Source organism: Nostoc sp. FACHB-280 (genome assembly GCF_014697615.1).
Taxonomy (GTDB): Bacteria; Cyanobacteriota; Cyanobacteriia; order Cyanobacteriales; family Nostocaceae; genus Nostoc_B.
This window is the reverse complement of sequence record NZ_JACJSD010000011.1, coordinates 112,682-130,571: the sequence shown is the minus strand read 5'-3', so window position 1 is coordinate 130,571 and position 17,890 is coordinate 112,682. Positions and strand designations below refer to the sequence as shown.

Annotated in this window: 16 protein-coding genes; 4 read left to right on the top strand and 12 right to left on the bottom strand. The window is 39.1% G+C overall.

The window, feature by feature from the left end; genetic code table 11:
• Positions 1-271: 271 nt before the first annotated feature.
• From H6G75_RS10815 to H6G75_RS10775, 9 genes are all read right to left on the bottom strand, one after another.
• Positions 272-826: a hypothetical protein gene (locus H6G75_RS10815; protein ID WP_190979939.1), complete on the bottom strand. Its 555-nt coding sequence runs from the start codon at positions 824-826 to the stop codon at positions 272-274.
• A gap of 27 nt (positions 827-853) precedes the next feature.
• A complete protein-coding gene (locus tag H6G75_RS10810; RefSeq protein ID WP_190979938.1) occupies positions 854-2,428 on the bottom strand; it encodes a TrbI/VirB10 family protein in 1,575 nt (524 codons plus the stop codon).
• A gap of 24 nt (positions 2,429-2,452) precedes the next feature.
• Positions 2,453-3,133 (bottom strand): hypothetical protein, encoded by a 681-nt coding sequence (locus tag H6G75_RS10805; RefSeq protein ID WP_190979937.1) that lies wholly within the window; start codon positions 3,131-3,133, stop codon positions 2,453-2,455.
• A gap of 379 nt (positions 3,134-3,512) precedes the next feature.
• Positions 3,513-4,337, bottom strand: a complete 825-nt coding sequence (locus H6G75_RS10800) for a hypothetical protein (protein WP_190979936.1) — start codon at positions 4,335-4,337, stop codon at positions 3,513-3,515.
• Positions 4,338-4,575: 238 nt separating this feature from the next.
• On the bottom strand, positions 4,576-5,619 hold the full coding sequence (locus H6G75_RS10795; RefSeq protein ID WP_190979935.1) for a hypothetical protein: 1,044 nt from the start codon (positions 5,617-5,619) through the stop codon (positions 4,576-4,578).
• 30 nt (positions 5,620-5,649) lie between these two features.
• Complete coding sequence (locus H6G75_RS10790) at positions 5,650-6,420, bottom strand: hypothetical protein (protein ID WP_190979934.1); 771 nt, start codon at positions 6,418-6,420, stop codon at positions 5,650-5,652.
• A 123-nt stretch (positions 6,421-6,543) separates the two neighbouring features.
• Complete coding sequence (locus tag H6G75_RS10785) at positions 6,544-9,291, bottom strand: hypothetical protein (protein ID WP_190979933.1); 2,748 nt, start codon at positions 9,289-9,291, stop codon at positions 6,544-6,546.
• On the bottom strand, positions 9,239-9,616 hold the full coding sequence (locus tag H6G75_RS10780; protein ID WP_190966649.1) for a hypothetical protein: 378 nt from the start codon (positions 9,614-9,616) through the stop codon (positions 9,239-9,241). The genes H6G75_RS10785 and H6G75_RS10780 overlap by 53 nt, the downstream gene beginning before the upstream one ends.
• 4 nt (positions 9,617-9,620) lie before the next feature.
• On the bottom strand, positions 9,621-10,232 hold the full coding sequence (locus H6G75_RS10775; RefSeq protein ID WP_190979932.1) for a hypothetical protein: 612 nt from the start codon (positions 10,230-10,232) through the stop codon (positions 9,621-9,623).
• A gap of 1,046 nt (positions 10,233-11,278) precedes the next feature.
• Between H6G75_RS10775 and H6G75_RS10770 the strand changes: the two genes are divergently transcribed.
• Positions 11,279-11,815: a nucleotidyltransferase family protein gene (locus H6G75_RS10770; protein ID WP_190979931.1), complete on the top strand. Its 537-nt coding sequence runs from the start codon at positions 11,279-11,281 to the stop codon at positions 11,813-11,815.
• A 431-nt stretch (positions 11,816-12,246) separates the two neighbouring features.
• Positions 12,247-12,447, top strand: coding sequence for a hypothetical protein (locus H6G75_RS10765; RefSeq protein ID WP_190979930.1), 201 nt, complete (start codon positions 12,247-12,249; stop codon positions 12,445-12,447).
• Positions 12,448-12,648: 201 nt separating this feature from the next.
• Here H6G75_RS10765 and H6G75_RS10760 read toward each other — a convergent pair whose 3' ends face one another.
• Together H6G75_RS10760 and H6G75_RS10755 are read right to left on the bottom strand one after the other, a co-directional pair.
• Positions 12,649-13,842: a clostripain-related cysteine peptidase gene (locus tag H6G75_RS10760; protein ID WP_190979929.1), complete on the bottom strand. Its 1,194-nt coding sequence runs from the start codon at positions 13,840-13,842 to the stop codon at positions 12,649-12,651.
• Positions 13,843-13,923: 81 nt separating this feature from the next.
• Positions 13,924-14,595, bottom strand: a complete 672-nt coding sequence (locus H6G75_RS10755) for a GntR family transcriptional regulator (protein WP_190979928.1) — start codon at positions 14,593-14,595, stop codon at positions 13,924-13,926.
• A gap of 85 nt (positions 14,596-14,680) precedes the next feature.
• Here H6G75_RS10755 and H6G75_RS10750 point away from each other — a divergent pair, with 85 nt between their 5' ends.
• Complete coding sequence (locus H6G75_RS10750; protein ID WP_190979927.1) at positions 14,681-16,288, top strand: 2-isopropylmalate synthase; 1,608 nt, start codon at positions 14,681-14,683, stop codon at positions 16,286-16,288.
• 298 nt (positions 16,289-16,586) lie between these two features.
• A complete protein-coding gene (locus H6G75_RS10745; RefSeq protein ID WP_190979926.1) occupies positions 16,587-17,177 on the top strand; it encodes a Crp/Fnr family transcriptional regulator in 591 nt (196 codons plus the stop codon).
• A 107-nt stretch (positions 17,178-17,284) separates the two neighbouring features.
• Here H6G75_RS10745 and H6G75_RS10740 read toward each other — a convergent pair whose 3' ends face one another.
• Positions 17,285-17,881 carry a hypothetical protein gene (locus tag H6G75_RS10740; protein ID WP_190979925.1) on the bottom strand — a complete coding sequence of 199 codons (597 nt, stop codon included), beginning with the start codon at positions 17,879-17,881 and terminating at the stop codon, positions 17,285-17,287.
• Positions 17,882-17,890: the final 9 nt, after the last annotated feature.

Here is a 17,890-nt window from a genome sequence, read left to right as displayed (position 1 = left end):
TTCAGTTAAGGTGATGAGAGTTGATTTCTATAAGCAAGATTTGGGGGATTCTCCCCCAGCCCCCGATTGGGTGACGGTTGCGTCCCCCAAACCCCCTCCAAAACTACTTTTTCGTTTTTTGTTAAGTTATAGCAGTAGCTAAGTTGGTTAGGACATCGATAAATCATAAAACTTAGACACCACAAAGCTTTTCACCTTGTTACCTGCCCCCTGCCATATCATTTGCTGGTTTTGTTGTAATTTTGTTTTTTTATCTGAACCGTGTTGGTTTTTAGCGTGGATATCTGAGACAAGGCGATTTATTATCTGTGGTGGCTTCATCACCATAAATTGCCAAGGTATGATATCCAGGGTCAGAATCTGTATACAGCACGCGAAATGTGTAAAGCTTACTTTTGCCTTGCCCTTCAGTAATCACGGTTAACAGTGTTTTATCTGTGTTGGGAAGTCCAGGAATTTTTAACTTGGGAATGCGTCGCATTTGAATTACATTGGCGGCGGAGTTTTTACAATCTCCAGAATTGAAATTTTGATTTTGTCCGAACTGGGTACAAACTGGCCCGTCAAAGTCGATGGTTACTTGTGATGGATCATTTAACCAGACTTTTTTAATTGTTTCACCAGCCGGTAAAAAGCTTAAGTTTGTACCTTGCACATAAGATACGGTAATAGTTGGTTCTATACCACTTAAACCTTGTGCTTGACAAGAAAGCATAGAGCGCAAAACGGTATTCTGGGCTATGGCTCGGCCAGCTAACAGTATGACTCCGGTGGAAACAATTAAGGAGGCCAGAGAGAAGAAAGGAGGAAATTTAACATTTTTCATGACTGCGATCGCTAAACTAAGTCAAAATTAAAACTGTAATTGCTGATTGACATAGACTTCCACTTCTTTACCCGCAGAGATAAACCAGACGTTAGTTTGTTGAGTTAATCGAGCAATTTCTTGCTGGTTTCGTTGGGAAATTTGGGGAATGACAGAGTTAAAACCACCTTCTAAGATCCCAGCTGCAATGTTACGTCTGGGGTTAGTATTACTCACAATCGTACCTGTAGCAGTTGTTGTGACTACTTGAGCCTCTGTACGGTTAAATAACTCTGCGGCTTTACCAATACCACCCAATACAAATAACCCTAAATCCATACTTGCGATCGCACCACCAGCATTAGGAAATTTATTTGCAATTAAAGGTCTACCTTTCACACCACGAATAATAATCGCATTTTTAGGCAAGGTTGTTTCTGTTAAAACACCGTCTTTTTGCGAGACAATTTTGGTCACATTCAACTGTAACAAACCTTGATCAGACAAAGATTTAATTTCAGCTAATAACTCTGTTTTTGCCGGAATTGCAACTTGACCGTCGATAGATTTTAAAGGTTGTTTTAATTGAATAACAAAGACATTTTTATCTTCATCATCATCTCTGTCATTACCTCTGCTTCTGGTAGTTTCGCCAAAAATCGCTGTAGCAACTACAGCCTTAGTACTAGTACCAACTGCTACCGTCTTCGGCCCTTGAGTTTGGGTTGTACCAAGCCCAGGAGGTGTTTGAGGTTGTGGTTGGGTTTGGGGCGGTGTGACTTCTGGTGAGGTAACTCTATCGTTATTGTCAACTGGGGGAACTTGACTGATATTTACTCCCGATGTTCCAGTGGTGGAAACTTGACCATAACTGCCTAATTTAGCTAACTTTGACCATTCTTGTAGCGGGTCTGGTGGAGCAGGTGGAGTTGTCACAACTGCTTGTGGTGGTAATTCTGGGACTGAGCGAGTTTCGGGGATAAACGGTGGCACAACAGCAGGTCTGGCTAGAGGTTGATTAACTTGACGTGGAACATACACTACCTGGGCTGGTGCTTGGACTGCTGGGCGGACATTTCTGATAGCTGTACGCTCAGGTCTACTATCTACCGATGACACCAATCTAGCTGGATTTCGCAAGCTTTGTTGCGATGCGGCGACATCATCGGCTTGTTCGGATAGGGCTAATTTTGTTTTTAAATCTTCGATTTGTTGTTGTAAGTCTTGCTGGCGGGGTGCTGCATTGGCTGCGGCTGGAGTGGGAACGGAAACAGGACGAGTTGCTGATTTTTGACCACCGCCGCTCATAATTTGCGATAAAAAGCCCCCAGCTAACAAAACTACTACTAAGGTGGCAGAGCCAACTAAAGTTAATTTAGCAAAAGGATTTGATGATAGGGGTTGGGTGGTTTTAACTTCTTGTGGTTCTTCGATTAAAGCTTCGGGAATGTCTGGTTCTTCGGTGGCTTCGACGTTCACCGTTTTTGATTCATCTTCAAAACCCACCAATCTGGCAATTTTTGATTCCCAATCAGCAGATTCTGCCTGTTTTTGTGAATCGGAATGAGCGCGATTTGTGAGACCTTGAGGGTTTATTTCTGAAGAAATGGAATATGAAGTCATGGTATATGGCTTTGGTAAAAATGTTTAAGAACAATTTTTGTCTTTTATGTCACATATATTGTAAATTTGTAGCCTTGCTTCGCCAAGACGGTAAGCAGCTAAATGCCAGGATAGCGGTTTATCGGGTAATGATGTTAAAGGTTCATCAACAACCTGAACGAGAATTTGTTTATTAAAAGGACTGGATACTCCTAATTTGTCATAATTAGTAAAACTTAATTGGTGAGCATACATTTCTACTTTCCAGGTTCCCTCTGTGATTTTGGTAGGTTGGGAAATACTATCAATCACTAATACATATTCACTACCTTTATTAATAGTTTGAAATTGTGAACCAGATTTTAAACTGGTGATTTCTAAGAGTAATTTTTGTTTAATGTTATTGGATACCATCTGAGAACTGATATCCCAAGCTGTTTGCGGTGGTTGTTGATCTGACCAAGTGAGCATTAAACTCACGGTTTCGCCCACAAACCGCCGAATGGTTTCGGGATATCTTTCAAAGCTGGGTTTAGGATCTACTGTGACGGCTTGACCATCTATTAGTTGTACCAAACTTTGGGGCGTTAGTTGTTGTTTCAGAGCTTGTAACATTGACCCATGAAACATTAACAGCAGTAAGGCAAATATATTTAACCCAAAAGTAGCGACGGCAAATAAGGGGAGAATGTTGCTTTTTTTATTTTCGGTTTTGAGTATTTGCATGAATAATATTTAAGTAGAGCGACGTAAATATTTGTAGTTTGGAAAAGGCAGGAGGCAGTGGTTCGGCTACGCTCACCAACCAAGGAGGGAAGAGGATTTTAGTTTAATTAATCTTTATTAATATAGTTTTTTTCTTCGACTTACTTAGTGGGATTAGGTAATGGGATTTAATTATGGCTCTCCTAGACTAGCTATAGCAAATTAATACTTAATATCAGGTTAAATCCTTACATAGTCTGGGATTCAGGAGTAATAAAGTAAATTTTTATTAAATCATTGTTTTTATATTAGCGAAACCTTGTTATATCAATCATTTGAGCCATTTTTTAGTGTTAATTTATCAACCCAAGTCTGGGAGAGCCTTAATTATTTAGCAGATTTATCTGAGAAAATTACTGTTTGATTTATTATTAAGACATTGCTTAGTTTGATCATCTGGTGAATTATATTCATCTATTAAACATAAGTTCCGAATTTCATAAATTTCTAATTTATCTGTGCGGGTACTGTATATGGCTTTTTGTAAGTCTGTGCTATTTTCACTCAAGGGATAGGGAAAATAATCAACTGCACGGACTAATAAATCTTTATTAAATGCTGTAACTTTGCGGCGATTATCTGAGCGTTTGGTTTGTACTAAGTCTGCTACCATGCTGACACGCCATTTACCAGGGGCAATTTTTTGGGGCGGATAAAGGCGCTTGATTACTAGTTGGGCGGTGATGCTTTGGCTGTTGTTAGCAAAAACTTCTGGGGGTGTGAGTTCGGCGATCGCACTTAACAAACCTTTACGAAAGTCTTCGGAAATCGCAAAACTCGCTATCCAAGTACTAGTGGTGACGTTTCTGTTACCACCTTTGAGAGTTCGCACTTGAATTCCTGGATCTGGTTTAGGTTTGGCAACTTCTTCAATATTTTGGGGTGGTAAGTTTCCTGACCAATTAAACATAGCAGTCATGGTTTTACTGACAAACAGGCTGATGCTTTCCGTGTGCCGTTCTAACTCATCAGTGGCGGTGGGTGTCTTACCATCAATCATCTGTACAAAGTTAGGTGGTTTTCTCAGACTCAGTTGTCGGATATTTAAACCTTGAATAATAAATAAAATTAACACTAAGATTTGCAAACTGAAAGTGGCGATCGCAAAAGTTGTCAATACACTTCCTGTTTGTTTGGCTTGTCTTTTTTTAAGTAAATTGACCATACGATCTGGGGAGTAGGGAGTAGGGAGTGGTGAGTAGGGGAAGAAAGTCTGTCTTTAAATTGCTTGAAAGCCTTATAGCATTTACTAGTTAACTAACGAAAAAAATCTATCTGCGTCCATCTGCGTTTATCTGCGGTTAATTATTTTTGTCTGTACCTCACTAGGTTAAGAAAGGTTATATTTACTATCAGAGTTTCTTCATTTCATACTTCAGACTTCAGACTTCATACTTTTTTTGCTAAATTCTATTCCTCACTAAACTTTCAGTATTATTAATCGCGCTGAAAACTGCGAACCCTCCAGCCGCAGCCAAGAACAACGATAACAACGGCGCTAAAATTCCCAAAAAGATAATAAACCACATTAAATCAGGACTGGTGTTAATATCTTGTCCTGGGCCATTAATAATCACTGCGGATGTTAATGCAGCCACAATATTAAAAGAAATTTTGGCAATTCCCGCCGCTAAAAATCCGGTAATCCAAGCAAAAATCGGCTTACCTGCTACAGGTAATAATGAAGCGCCGACGGCTATAGGGCCTAAAGCTGCTATCAGCAACATCGTAGCTTCTAGCAAATTTTGAAAAGCATATTGTAATGAAATTAAAAAGTTTTTAATAGTTGTTTGTCCTGTATTACCTAACAGAGCGTTAAATGCTGCATCAGTGATAATTCCTGTACCGAACTTAATTTGATTAACTTGATTTTCTAATCTATCTATCCAAGTTCGATTACCATATCTATTTCTATATTCTTGCCAAAGGTCATCAATTTGTTCAGTTGCTTTATTTAAACAGTCAGTTTGTTGTTGACCAGTCAGTGCTTGACAAGGACGCAGTAAGGAACCTGCAACTTCTTCCGCCACACTCATGCTAATGGCTTGCTGATAAGTTTGTTCAGCATCGGCTGTGGTGACTACCTGTTGATTTACTGTATTAATAAAATTCCTCACACCCAAAGTCAGGTTAGAAAGTGCGCTACCATTGCCAGGGTTACTTAATAAAACTACCACTACAAACGGCCAAATTAACCCAGATATCGGGCGAGAATATTCACTGTAAATGACATCTTTCAGCCATTGCACCATAAAAAACAACAGTGTTCCAACAGCAAAAAATACACCTAAATTGGTGATGGCTCCATACAAGTTATTACTAGTGTTATTTTGTAATAAATTCACCCATTGATTATCCCAGCTTTCAGCGATACTTTTAGCTGTTGTTGCTCCATTTTCTAGAGTATCTGTAATGCCGGGAAAAACTTGTGCAAGATAAAGCTGCATTTTAAATCACATTGTTTTGATGATAAATGATTATGGTTCGCGTCCAAATAAATCTGTCTGTGAAGCAGTTCGTAAAAGTCTGGCTGCTTCTGTAGCCGAATCAACACGCCGAGAACGGTTTGCTTCTTCAACTTGCTGAGAAATATTCGCTAAATTTAAATTAGTGTATTGTATTGACTGATTTGTTTGGATAGTTTGAGCAAGATTTTCCGCGTTAATTTTTGCTTGTTCTTGGAGAATTTTCACAGTTGTGTCTTGTTGTATACTCGATTGACATAAAGCTTGACTAGTGGGCATTGCTGGATTATTTACTGCTTGACACACCTGGTCTTTAATTTTGTCAAGAAAACTATCACCATCTTCAATAGTCTGGGCAATAGTTTCAATACTTCTTTCTGTATCTTCTAATTTAGTTTTTAAGCGTATTTGTCCCTCTCTACCTAGCACCCCAACTACCGCACCGCGAGTAACTACGCGATTAACTTCATTACTCACACCTGCACCATTGACTGCGGAATTATTTTCATATCTTCCTGAGATGGAGTTGATAATAATATCGTTGCGTACTTGTCTCCCAGCCGACACTGGATCAGGTAAATTCAAGTCACCACTGTAATTACTCAGCGCCCCTTGAGTTCTAATATCTAGCGGTCTAAAAGTTTCATTAACATTACTTCTGAGATAGTTTTGTAAATCTACAGAATAATATTGAAAATCAGTCCAAACTTTGCCGAGTTGTGCCATTGCTGGCAAAATTAATAAGCTAGAAAAGATGAATGTGAATAAAGTTGTTTTCCGCATAAATTTTACCTGAGATTGTGTGAGGAATTGAATTTAGGCAAATTAAAATTAGTAAATTTTCTCCCTTGCTCTCTGCCCCCTGCTCCCTGCTGTCCCAATGTACTTTCTTATATGCTTAACAGTTTATCCTCCGCGCAGAGAGGCTAATAATTGACGGGCAAAAATAGAAACAGCTTCGTATTTATCACTGTGTTGTTGCATAACTTTTCTGCGGGCAGTTTGCTCATGGGGGTTATTAGCAACTACCGCTAATTGTTCGTAACCTGGATAGTAGCGGCAAAATGTATAGATGCCGTTATCATCTAATAACCATTGGCTGTAAACTCCTTCTTTGCGCGGGAAAAAGCTTTCAGAAGCATTACGGGCAATAATATCGCGGGGATATTTCAATATATTGATGAAACTATCAACGGCGACTGGTTGAATCCGTCCGATGAGTCTGGTGGATAAGTTTTGCAGAATTTTGGATGAGGCTTTGGATTTAGCAATGGTATCGGGGTCTTGAGCTGATAAGATAACGCGAATACCCGCCTTGGCACCGTTGGCACAAATTCTGCCTACTAAGTCGGCAATTTGGTCAAATTCAAACAAAATAGGCGCTTCATCAATGAAGAATATAGAAGCGGGACTACTTAAGGCGCGGCGCAAGGCGGCGGAATAGGCGCTTAAAGAAAGGACGGCGGCATCTTCGTTGTCAGCGAGGTTTCGCAGGGCAAAAACTAAAAGTTGAGCATCGGTGGGAAAGCTGGATGGTGCAGAAATAGCTTGTCCAACGCGGCTGGATAACCAAAACCGCAAGCGCAGTTGAATTTGGCTGAGTGCATCTTCGACTCGACCACTCACAGAATCGAGACGCAGATGTTCTGGTGAACAGAAATAGAGAAAATCTTGTAAAGTTGGGGTTTTTTGCCATTCTGGGCTGCCAAATCCACCGTTGATGGCGAGGCGATAGCGTTCTTGAATACCTTCATCAGCAAAAAAGGCTCCTAATGCAAGGTTGAGGAGAGAACGTACAGTTTGGGAGAGGAGTTGATTTTCGCTGGATGAGCCTAAGACCATTGTCATTAAGGCTGATTCGAGAAAGGCGACATAATCCAGGAGGCGATCGCGTTGTTCTTCCGCAGAGAGCGATCGCAAATCTGGTTGTTCAAATAAGTTATTCGATTGTTTGGAAATATCAAAGTACGCCCCATTCCCTTCCATAAACTCGGTATAGTCGGTAAAGGTCGATGACCCATCTGGTTTGGGGAAATCTAGAGCCACCACAGGAATATTATGAGCTAAAGCCTGGGTTAAAATTCCCGATACCAACACAGATTTTCCGGCGCGGGTAGTAGCAAACAACGCCAAGTTTTTGTGTTGGTGAAACATATCTAAATGTATGGGTGTGCCACCTTCTTCAGCTATTAACTCAAAGCCATATTTATCGCCGGCTTTGGTCATTACTAAAGGCATTAATCCCGGCACTTCACTGGTTAAATACAATTGTCTACGGTTAAAGGGTTTAACTAACAAACCTTCCCAAACAATTGGCAGAGATTGTAACCACACTTTCCAGGCATATTCTGTTTCTCGAATTACTTGCGCTGGACGTTGAAAACAGTTTTCAATATATCTGATGGCTTCATCTAATTTTACTTGGGTGGGACGATGCACAAAAATGGCAATCCCTGTATGAATCGGTACGGCTCCTTCATACAATTGTTCTTGGGCTGCGACCGATTTTTTTAATTTTAATTGGGCATTGACATCAATTGTTTTACTTTTTTCTTGTGCCAAAAGTGCTGAAACATTTGACTGTTTCAGCACTCGTTGTAAGGTGGTTTTGACTATGGCAGGATTGGCGGCGGTTAATTGACAAAATATTTCGGTATCAACTACGCTTTCTCTCGCTAATAATTCCCATAAGTACCGCAGTTGGGAAAATTTATTCGGCCAACCACCGGGTTTTTCCAGAAATGTCATCGCGCCGACGTAGTGATTGTTGATATATACCCAACGGCGATCGGCACGAGGTACACTGGATTCCATCAGTAAAGTTGTACTGTGGACATTCTCGACCAACAATTTGCTACTCGCTAAATCAGAGTTAACTTGTTCATGTAATCCAGTTTCATCTAATGTAAGTAATTGCGGAATTTCTATGGGGGTTGTATCGTTAAATCTCAACCAAACTTCTTCCCAAAGTTCTTCTGCATTTAAAGGTTTAATATCTAACCCCATTTTGTTAGATAACAACTGTTCCCAACGGCTAAAACCTTGTTTATAAGCCTCGGTAATTACAGTTTCAAGGCGTTGATTCTCGATTTCTTCCAGTTCGCCTTTAAATTTCAACCACCAAGATTCTGCTCTAGCCAATAGTTTTTCAATCCAATCATCGGCATTAGTAGAATGTGGTTCTACGGTATAAGTAACATAAATACGTAAAAATTTTGGTTTGCGAATGCCAGAATTAGTTAACTCTCTAATTCTGGCTCGTTCTGCCATAATTAAATATTTAATGTCATTCGATGGCGTGGTTTTAATTAAATCAGCTAGTTCTTGCTGACGCTGTTTATCAGAACTAAAAGACCCTATATGTAAGGTCATTCTTTCGCCTTCAGGGATATCTTTTAGCCCAGATTCAATATTATTAAATATAGTATTTATCTGTTCACTTCTTAAAGTGGTATGGATGCCTTTACATTCAAAACCAAAGACAAAGCAAAATCTATCTCTTTGCGTGCCTTTCGCTAAAATATAAGCGCCAAGATCACGTCCATCCACTGCAATACGGAGCATTGTTGCTAGGTGTAAAGCGTCTTCAAATGGCGTTAATCTACTTTCGTTTCCTGGGGTGCCGATGCTCTTTTTTCCGATTTTTTGCTTCATGATTAATTTCCAGCAAGCTTTGATAACGAGCAAAGCCTCTAGTCCAAGTGGGAACTCCGATAAATTTACTTAAAAAACGCCAACTCCTACCACCAGATAATATCCACCAAGTTGCGATTCCCCAACCAGCAATTAAAAATGTCCACAACCATTTTTGAAATTCATCGGTGAACAAGCCACCAAAAACGCCATTGATAATAAAGTAGGAAGTTAGGGCAATTACTAACCAAGGAAAAATTTGATCGGCAGGAATTGGCCCTAATGATGGTTGTGCGCCTAAAATCTGATTGACTGGTCGAAAATCTTGCTCTCGTTCTTCAGACATACCATTAATTACCAATCACGAAGCCTGTCATGACATCGGCAATTGTGACAGCCAAAACAACTAATAATGGGGTTCTTGCAATACTTTGCCAGTCTTCATCTTTTCGCACGGCATTAATTACCCCAATCAACGAAACTGCAATATAAAGCAGATAAATTCCTCTGAGAACATTGAATATTAAACTAACAGCTGTTTCTGTACCAGCACTATTCGTATTAGCACCTTGTGTCAGATTAGTTTTGAAAAATCTTTCGGCTTTGCCAAAAAATTGGGCTTGGGCTGGGGCAGCCAAGTAATCTAACCAAAATAAGCTTAAAATTACGATTGGTGCCAAGATTTGTAAGGCAATCCGCCAACGACTGGGTAAGTTGACTAATTGCCCAATTTGTTGTATCGATATAACAATTAAACTACCAATTAATAAACAAAAAAGCAGTACAGGGCTGTGTAAGCTAATCACACTCAAAAATACAGTGCAAGCCAGCAAAAATGGCACTGACTCGAAAAAGGTAATCCGCCAAAATTCCAATTTTTCTTTGATATTAGGAAATTTATTGCCAGCATTCTGATTGTCAATTTTGCGAATGTTGTCTGCTCGATAACCCTGTCTAAACATTTGTGAGTTTCCTTAGTTATTTAAAAAAAGTTTGTTGTTGTTGTGGGAAAACCATGTTAATTTATCACAAATGATGATTCATATAATAAAAATTATGTACCAAGTTCATGATATATATTCAGTCTCTTATTAATTATTAAGAACAAGTTAACCAGTTCTTAACATTGAGTAAAAGCTTGAATACTTTACTTTTCTTTAAGTTTTTGTTTTGGGAGAAAATTTTCTTCTTTAAGTTTATTTATTGCCGAATTAATTGATTTCATCAAAACTTTTTACTCCTGAAAAATTTACTTAAATGTGATATTTTTATCTGGACAAATGCTAGATATTTAAACAATTTGTGATTGATACGCTATTGATTGCACCTGTGTAACTCACAATGTGTACTGAAATAGAAAGCTAGTGTAATTGTGCAACAGTTGTCAATCACGATGATAGATGTTGTTTGCTGAAATCAGGGCTATTTTTTACACAGTGATCGCCTCAGCTTGTATTCCTACAGGCAGATAACCACTGTAGCGTTAATCTGTGATTATGCTTAGGACTGAAACGTAATTTTAGAGCCTTTTCATCAACGAGCGATCGCTTACAATACTGGTGATAATTAGCAGTAAATGAGCTTTGCTCTACGTGATTACCCGCAATTTTCTTGAGGTTGATCTGGAGCATTGGCACGTTTTTGTGAAAGAACTGTAATTTATCAGTAATTTTGTCAAGTCTAGCACAATCGGGAATATTTTTTTTACATAAAAAGAATAAACAATAGGCAGAGAATGGAACTAACCAGCCAATTAGCTGGGTTTGGCAACTCAAGCCTACACTGATGCCTAGCACAGTTGTAATCGGGAAATGTACGGTGAATGGGTAAGATAGGGTTTTAATTTCACCCAGTAAACTACTGAAGTAAACGTTACTTTTCCGCAAATAACAGTAGGTTTAGTTGGGGAATTATGAAAATTATCAAAAAATCTCGATCAGAGTTTTCTCGGTGTCGCATATAACTCATAATATCTTCACATTCAAGCGAAGAATTCTTTAAGTTGCCGATGAATACGAATGCTCGTTTACAAGCAATTTTAACTGACACAGCGATCGCAACTGTGTTACCCGCGATCGCCCAAGTCAACTTACCTAACTGGTGGTTAGCGGGAGGTGCAGTCCGCAACAGCGTTTGGCGGTCAATGTTTGGCGAAAACTGCGCCTTAGTCATCAATGACTTTGATATTGGCTTTTTTGATGCAGATGGCGATCGCTCTCAGGAATTAGCAGCCAAAACCAGTCTTACAGAGAAATTCCCCAACTATAAGTTTGATGTCAAAAATCAGGCTAGTTTTGCGCGGTGGCGACCAGGTAGGCGTACTTATACTAGTACTGAGGATGGTATACAAGATTGGTTACACACCGCTACTGCTGTTGGTGTGAGGTTAAATAACCAAGGCGAATGGGAGTTTTTGACACCTTACGGACTAGATGACTTGTTTTCTGGCATTATTCGACCAACACCAGCCCATATTCACAACCCAGATGCTGAAAACAAAGCAGCTACATTTCTCGCTAAGTGTCCCTATTTGAGATTGGCATAAGAAGGAGACAAGAGAGACAGATTTATTCTATAGGTTGTCAACAACTGCTCTACAAGATTTATAGAGAACTGAGATTAACAGTAATTCTCCATCATCAGACAACAGAATGACATAAATTAGTAGCTTTGTTTAAGCGATCGCAAAACCAAACAAAATCTGGATGATTTTCAGTTCTGTCACCTGTCACCTCTTCTTATCTTTTCGTTATTTATGTATTAACTTTGCAATATTTGTTAACCAATTCTATTAATAATACTTCGTCCATTAATTTGGAGCAGTATCGCTATTAGTTGCTTATCAGTATTCACTCTCAGGCATTATTGATTAATAGTTTTGATAAAGAATTGTATTGTTGAATCAGCATATACTTATGGCTATTCCTATACTGGATATTAATTTCCACACTGTGCGATTTGCACTAGGGGGTTCCAATGGTTCATACTTTTGAGGTGTTGGTTGATATTAAGGAATATGCCGATCAAGCTAACAGTGCCTATCAATGCGGAACGTCAAGATACGAGATTAGTGCTGAGTCAAAAGAAAAAGCAGATGGTATGGCAAGAATTCAGGCTAGAACTGAACATCCAAAAGGCACTGAATATGATGTTAGAGTAACCAGACTCTTGAGATAAAGGACAGTCTGGATTCCACAATAAATTGATTAATTGTTCTTGTTTGCTAGTAATAATAAATAACCATTAGTTGTGCAGTTTTCCAAAAATAAAATCGATATTTTGTGCAGATATTTGTTGCCATGAGTAAAGTTGCAAGAAATTAATATCTGCATAAGCTATGGAACACTGCACAACTTCCCAATTGAAAATTAGTACTGATTAACTTGATGGGGAGAGGATTTTGGTAAAAAGTGCCATCATTTTCACATCTTTAAATATTTCTAGATAACTATATTTCTGAATTTCTTGCTGATTTTTTGGGAAAAAACAACCCAATCCGTAAAAATTATTATATTCTTTTCTTTGCGATAGACTAAATAGTCTGCCGTTATTTTTATATTGATAAATTATTGATGTTTGTATAAATTCTCGAAAATTTTGCAATAAAGTTTGATTTGCCCCTGATTGTTCAGTGATTTTTGCTAAAAAACTGACCAAATCAACTAGCTTATCTTCCATATAAGAATAAAATTTGATTTCATTTAAGTTAATGGCTTTTGTATTTGCTGCCATAATTGAATCAATCAAAGGATTAATGATTTTTGGTAAATCACGCAATCTATGATTATGAGTGACAGTGTAGCTATAATACATATCACTTTGTTCAAATTCTATGATTTTGGTTGCTAATTCTCCACCGTTGATTGCTGGATAACGCCCCAAAAATTCTAATAAGGAAACATAATAATAATTCGGCGCTCCTAAAGTTAGTTGGGAAGACAAAGTATATTTTGCTGTGTCTCGAAAAGTATAATGAGCTTCTATCGTTCCTTTATTACAGTTTTGAAAAAAAAGTAATTCTACACGCTTACCTAATTTGTTATTAAACTTGGTGATCACTTGACTGAGTTTTTCAATATTCATCCACTTTGTTTGGTGACTCAAGCCAAAAATAGGATGTTCATCAGGACTAATTTCATCTAAACGTCCACCATGTCCTAAAATTGCGATCGCCCATTTTTGAGCTTGAAATTTCGATTTAGCCCAATCAAGATATTCTGCAAAAACCTCATCACTAGCACTGTTAGCAGTATTTATTTGCTGCACATCAACTTTAGCTTGAGTAATGATATATCTCGAAAGCTGCCGTTTACCACTAAAATCTGCTTGCACTAACACCAATATATTTGGAGATTGGATGCCTTGAGTCAGCATTTCAATAATCGGATTGCCAACTTCCCATAAATCATTGTCATAAGGCATCCAATATAAAATTATCCAGTCAAAGTGTGGCGGATCACTTTTACTGGCTGATGCTAAAGAAGATTGTGCTGAAGAATTGAGAATCCCAGTGTGGACGAAAAAAGAAGTACTACTGATAGCACCATACTGAATTAGTTTTCGACGTTTCATAAAATTGGGTTTACTCTCCGCAAGTAAACTGATTTTTAAGTGAAATTCTGCTCATTCCAGATGTAAATAGCATAATTACTTTCATGATTTTTGCAACAAATACATAACTAACTGTTCACCTGCGGTATCGATATGGCGTTTTAGTAACCGCACGGCAGTTTTTGGATCTCGTTGTTTGCAAGCATCTAAAAGTTGATAGTGTTCTTTTTGGGAACGTTCTTGATAGTCCATTTGTGCCATTTGCATACGCACATAGCGATCGCAATTTATATGCAGATTTTTGATCATTGCTAATAGTCGCGGACGTTCTGCGCTGGTGTAAAGTGCGGCGTGAAATTCCCAGTTAAGTTGCGCTAACAAACCTGCATCAGTGGTTTGATCAGTAGTTTCTAGAATTAACGCAGCTTTTTCTAAATCTGCTGTGCTGAATTTTGGTATCGCTAACTGTATGGCTTGGACTTCTAAAGCACTGCGAATCTCACAAATTTCTTGCGCTTCATTGGCTTTGAGTACCGATACCATCGCACCACGATTCAGATGCAGTGTTACTAAGCCTTCTGCTTCTAATTGACGCAAGGCTTCCCGCACAGGAATGCGACTCACACCAAATTGTGTGGCGATTTCATCTTGTCTGAGAGATTGTCCTTCTTGAAAAATGCCGCGTAAAATTGCTTCCCGCAAAGCATCGGCAATTAAATCGGGGGTGCTACGTTGTTGTTGCAGCACATTGGCAGCTAAATCATTTAAGTTCATATTTTATATTGTATACAATTTAGGAAATATTGTATACAATATCCAAAGTTACAGATAATTCCCTTAACCAAACGGGAGACTAGTTATGAGCATTGCATCTCAAACAACAGACCGAGTTATTATTTTCGACACCACCTTGCGGGATGGCGAACAATCCCCTGGTGCAACCCTAAATGCAGAAGAGAAATTAGCGATCGCTCATCAACTAGCTCTCTTGGGTGTAGATGTGATAGAAGCGGGTTTTGCTGTCTCTAGTCCGGGAGATTTTCAAGCCGTCAAAACCATTGCAGAACAAGTCGGAAAAGCAGACGGGCCAATTATTTGCAGTTTAGCCAGAGCCACCCGCAAAGATATTCACGCCGCCGCCGAAGCTTTAAAACCTGCCGCCCATCCGCGCATTCACACCATGATTTCGACATCTGATATTCATCTGCAATATCAGTTGAAAAAGTCTCGTAATGAAGTGTTGGCGATCGCTCAAGAAATGGTGGCTTATGCCAAATCCTTTGTCGATGATGTTGAATTTTCGCCAATGGATGCTAGTCGGACAGAACCAGAGTTTTTGTATCAGGTGTTAGAAACTGCGATCGCCGCAGGTGCAACCACAATCAATATTCCTGATACCGTTGGTTACTGCACCCCCAAAGAAATCGGAATTTTGATTCAAGGCATTCGGGACAATGTGCCGAATATTGACAGAGTAATTCTTTCTATCCACACTCAAAATGATTTGGGTTTAGCAACTGCCAATGCTTTAGCCGCCATAGAACATGGTGTGCGTCAAGTAGAATGCACCATTAACGGCATTGGCGAACGTGCTGGAAATGCTGCATTAGAAGAAATTGTCATGGCTTTGCAAGTACGGAAACACTACTTCAATCCTTACTTTGGCCGTTCTGTGAATTCTGATGTACCCCTCACCAACATTAAAACCCAAGAGATTTATAAAACTTCTACCTTAGTTTCGCAGTTAACCGGAATGCTGATTCAGCCAAATAAGGCAATTGTGGGTGCAAATGCTTTCGCCCATGAATCAGGCATTCATCAAGATGGCATTATCAAGCATCGCCAAACCTACGAAATTATGGAAGCTGCATCCATTGGCTTACCAGAAAATCGCATAGTTTTAGGCAAACACTCAGGACGAAATGCGTTCCGTACAAGGTTAAAAGAATTGGGATTTGAACTGAGTGAAGCAGACTTAAACAAAGCCTTTAACCGTTTTAAAGAAGTTGCAGACAAGAAAAAAGAAATCTCTGATTGGGATATAGAAGCACTTGTGCGGGATGAAACCCAAAATCAAGGAGAAAGCGGTTTTCAACTCGAACACGTCCAAGTAATTTGCGGTGACTGCACTTGCCCAACCGCAACCATTACAGTTGTCACACCCGACGGCAAAATCCTCACAGATGCGAGTGTCGGCACAGGGCCAGTAGATGCCGTTTATCAAGCAATAAACCACTTAGTACAAATTCCCAATCAATTAATTGAGTTTTCTGTACAGTCTGTCACAGGTGGAATTGATGCCTTGGGAACAGTCACAATCCGCTTGGCATATCAAGATAGAATCTTTTCTGGACAAGCATCCGACACAGATATTGTCGTCGCCGCAGCTTACGCCCATCTCAATGCTTTAAACCGCCTTTATCATTACTTGCAAACTCAAAAAATTCTTGCTCAGGTAAGCGAGTAGAACTTTCTATCTAGCACTAGGGTTGAGGCAAAATCAAGTCAAAAGTTAAAAGTCAAAAATTCTCTTACTTTTGAATTTTGACTTTATTGTATGGGTGGGGATGTGTATGTAAAACCCTGACGCTCCTACACCTTCACACCCTTACATCCACTCTCAAGAGACAATTCTTGTTTTGTATTCATTTAGAAAATACCCTAACATCTTCCTAATAGCAGATTTTTTCTGTACCTATAAATTCATTTAGCTTGATCTATTATGTATACTACGGTTAATATATCGAATATGAGTACTATAGATCATGGTGTCTTTACACTCAAGCTTATCTACCGCACCTACTAAAAACGCCAAGCAGCATTTTACTAGGCGCTCATTTTTGCCAGATCATCAAAATGTACTTTGGCAAATCGAAAAAGGATTCGTACGTACTTATACTTACTTAGAAGATGGTACAACAGTTGCTTTAGGATTATGGGGGCCTGGGGATACTGTTGGTAAAGCCTTGTCAAAAATGGAACCTTATCAGATGGAGTGCTTAACCAAGGTAGAAGTTAAAATCTTGCCCATAGAAGATTGGTATCAGGCGCAAGAAACACTACTAGCACATATCCAACAAGCTGAAGAATTGATGGTAATTCGGAGCTATAAAAAAGTTGATACTATGCTGATTAAATTATTAGCATGGTTGTCAAAAAAATTTGGTTCACAGGTTGAACAAGGACGTTTAATAGATATGCGTTTAACTCACGAAGACCTAGCAGAAATGCTTGGTTCTACCCGTGTAACCATTACTCGCATTTTAGGACAATTTGAAGATGAAGGTTTGATTGACCGTCTCTCTCTCCATCGCATTGTCGTGAGAGAAGAAGACATTTGGTACTATGAAATTTAATGGTAGCAACACGCAAAAATATTTATTGGCTGATAATTTTGGGGGAGAAAGAAAGCTAAAGCCTTGAGTAAAGTATGGAGAAGGAAGATTTAGAATTATCAACTCATTCATTTTTCTTTGACCCACAATGCTAACCCACCTCCACGACCACGGGCAGCGATAAAATTGTCTGTGACTAAAAAGAAAGCAAAAAATGGCAATTTAGCTATGGGTTGATTGTCAAAATCTGTTGTTTGTGATTTGTTTTTACCTAGAGGTTTGTTATAGATAGTCTGACCAAATACACTAATTTGGATGTGAGTAAAATCAAATGCCAAGAGGTTTTTTTTGCCTAAATATTTAACTGGGCCTGTGAGTTTTAACAACGCAGACCCTAGTTTTACCTGATTGCTGATTTCACCTGTGACTGGTGTTGTTTGACTAAAGGAAATATAAGTTGGCGTAAACTTAGGCCAATAAAAACCTTTGCCTAAAATAATGCCGCCACGCTGTCTAACTTTACGTGTCCCGGTGGCAAAGCAAAGTCGCCATGTTCCGACAAGAGAATCAAAAGTATAGCTAATGCGTTGCTGTTTGGCAGCTTTTTCAGCTTGTAATAAAGCATCAACTACTACTTTAGCTGATGGGCGATCGCTACTTTGACCAGCTCGTGCTAACGTGGCGACAAACTCCGATGCCTCAATAGATGGTAACTCAGCAGTCATGAATAGTTA

Bases quoted from the DNA above. Each gene is read 5' to 3' on its own strand.
- H6G75_RS10805 (WP_190979937.1), bottom strand. From the start codon at position 3,133: ATGCAAATACTCAAAACCGAAAATAAAAAAAGCAACATTCTCCCCTTA.
- H6G75_RS10795 (WP_190979935.1), bottom strand. From the start codon at position 5,619: ATGCAGCTTTATCTTGCACAAGTTTTTCCCGGCATTACAGATACTCTA.
- H6G75_RS10750 (WP_190979927.1), top strand. From the start codon at position 14,681: ATGAGCATTGCATCTCAAACAACAGACCGAGTTATTATTTTCGACACC.
- H6G75_RS10785 (WP_190979933.1), bottom strand. From the start codon at position 9,291: ATGAAGCAAAAAATCGGAAAAAAGAGCATCGGCACCCCAGGAAACGAA.
- H6G75_RS10755 (WP_190979928.1), bottom strand. From the start codon at position 14,595: ATGAACTTAAATGATTTAGCTGCCAATGTGCTGCAACAACAACGTAGC.
- H6G75_RS10815 (WP_190979939.1), bottom strand. From the start codon at position 826: ATGAAAAATGTTAAATTTCCTCCTTTCTTCTCTCTGGCCTCCTTAATT.
- H6G75_RS10775 (WP_190979932.1), bottom strand. From the start codon at position 10,232: ATGTTTAGACAGGGTTATCGAGCAGACAACATTCGCAAAATTGACAAT.
- H6G75_RS10760 (WP_190979929.1), bottom strand. From the start codon at position 13,842: ATGAAACGTCGAAAACTAATTCAGTATGGTGCTATCAGTAGTACTTCT.
- H6G75_RS10810 (WP_190979938.1), bottom strand. From the start codon at position 2,428: ATGACTTCATATTCCATTTCTTCAGAAATAAACCCTCAAGGTCTCACA.
- H6G75_RS10800 (WP_190979936.1), bottom strand. From the start codon at position 4,337: ATGGTCAATTTACTTAAAAAAAGACAAGCCAAACAAACAGGAAGTGTA.
- H6G75_RS10740 (WP_190979925.1), bottom strand. From the start codon at position 17,881: ATGACTGCTGAGTTACCATCTATTGAGGCATCGGAGTTTGTCGCCACG.
- H6G75_RS10770 (WP_190979931.1), top strand. From the start codon at position 11,279: ATGAATACGAATGCTCGTTTACAAGCAATTTTAACTGACACAGCGATC.
- H6G75_RS10765 (WP_190979930.1), top strand. From the start codon at position 12,247: ATGGTTCATACTTTTGAGGTGTTGGTTGATATTAAGGAATATGCCGAT.
- H6G75_RS10780 (WP_190966649.1), bottom strand. From the start codon at position 9,616: ATGTCTGAAGAACGAGAGCAAGATTTTCGACCAGTCAATCAGATTTTA.
- H6G75_RS10745 (WP_190979926.1), top strand. From the start codon at position 16,587: ATGGTGTCTTTACACTCAAGCTTATCTACCGCACCTACTAAAAACGCC.
- H6G75_RS10790 (WP_190979934.1), bottom strand. From the start codon at position 6,420: ATGCGGAAAACAACTTTATTCACATTCATCTTTTCTAGCTTATTAATT.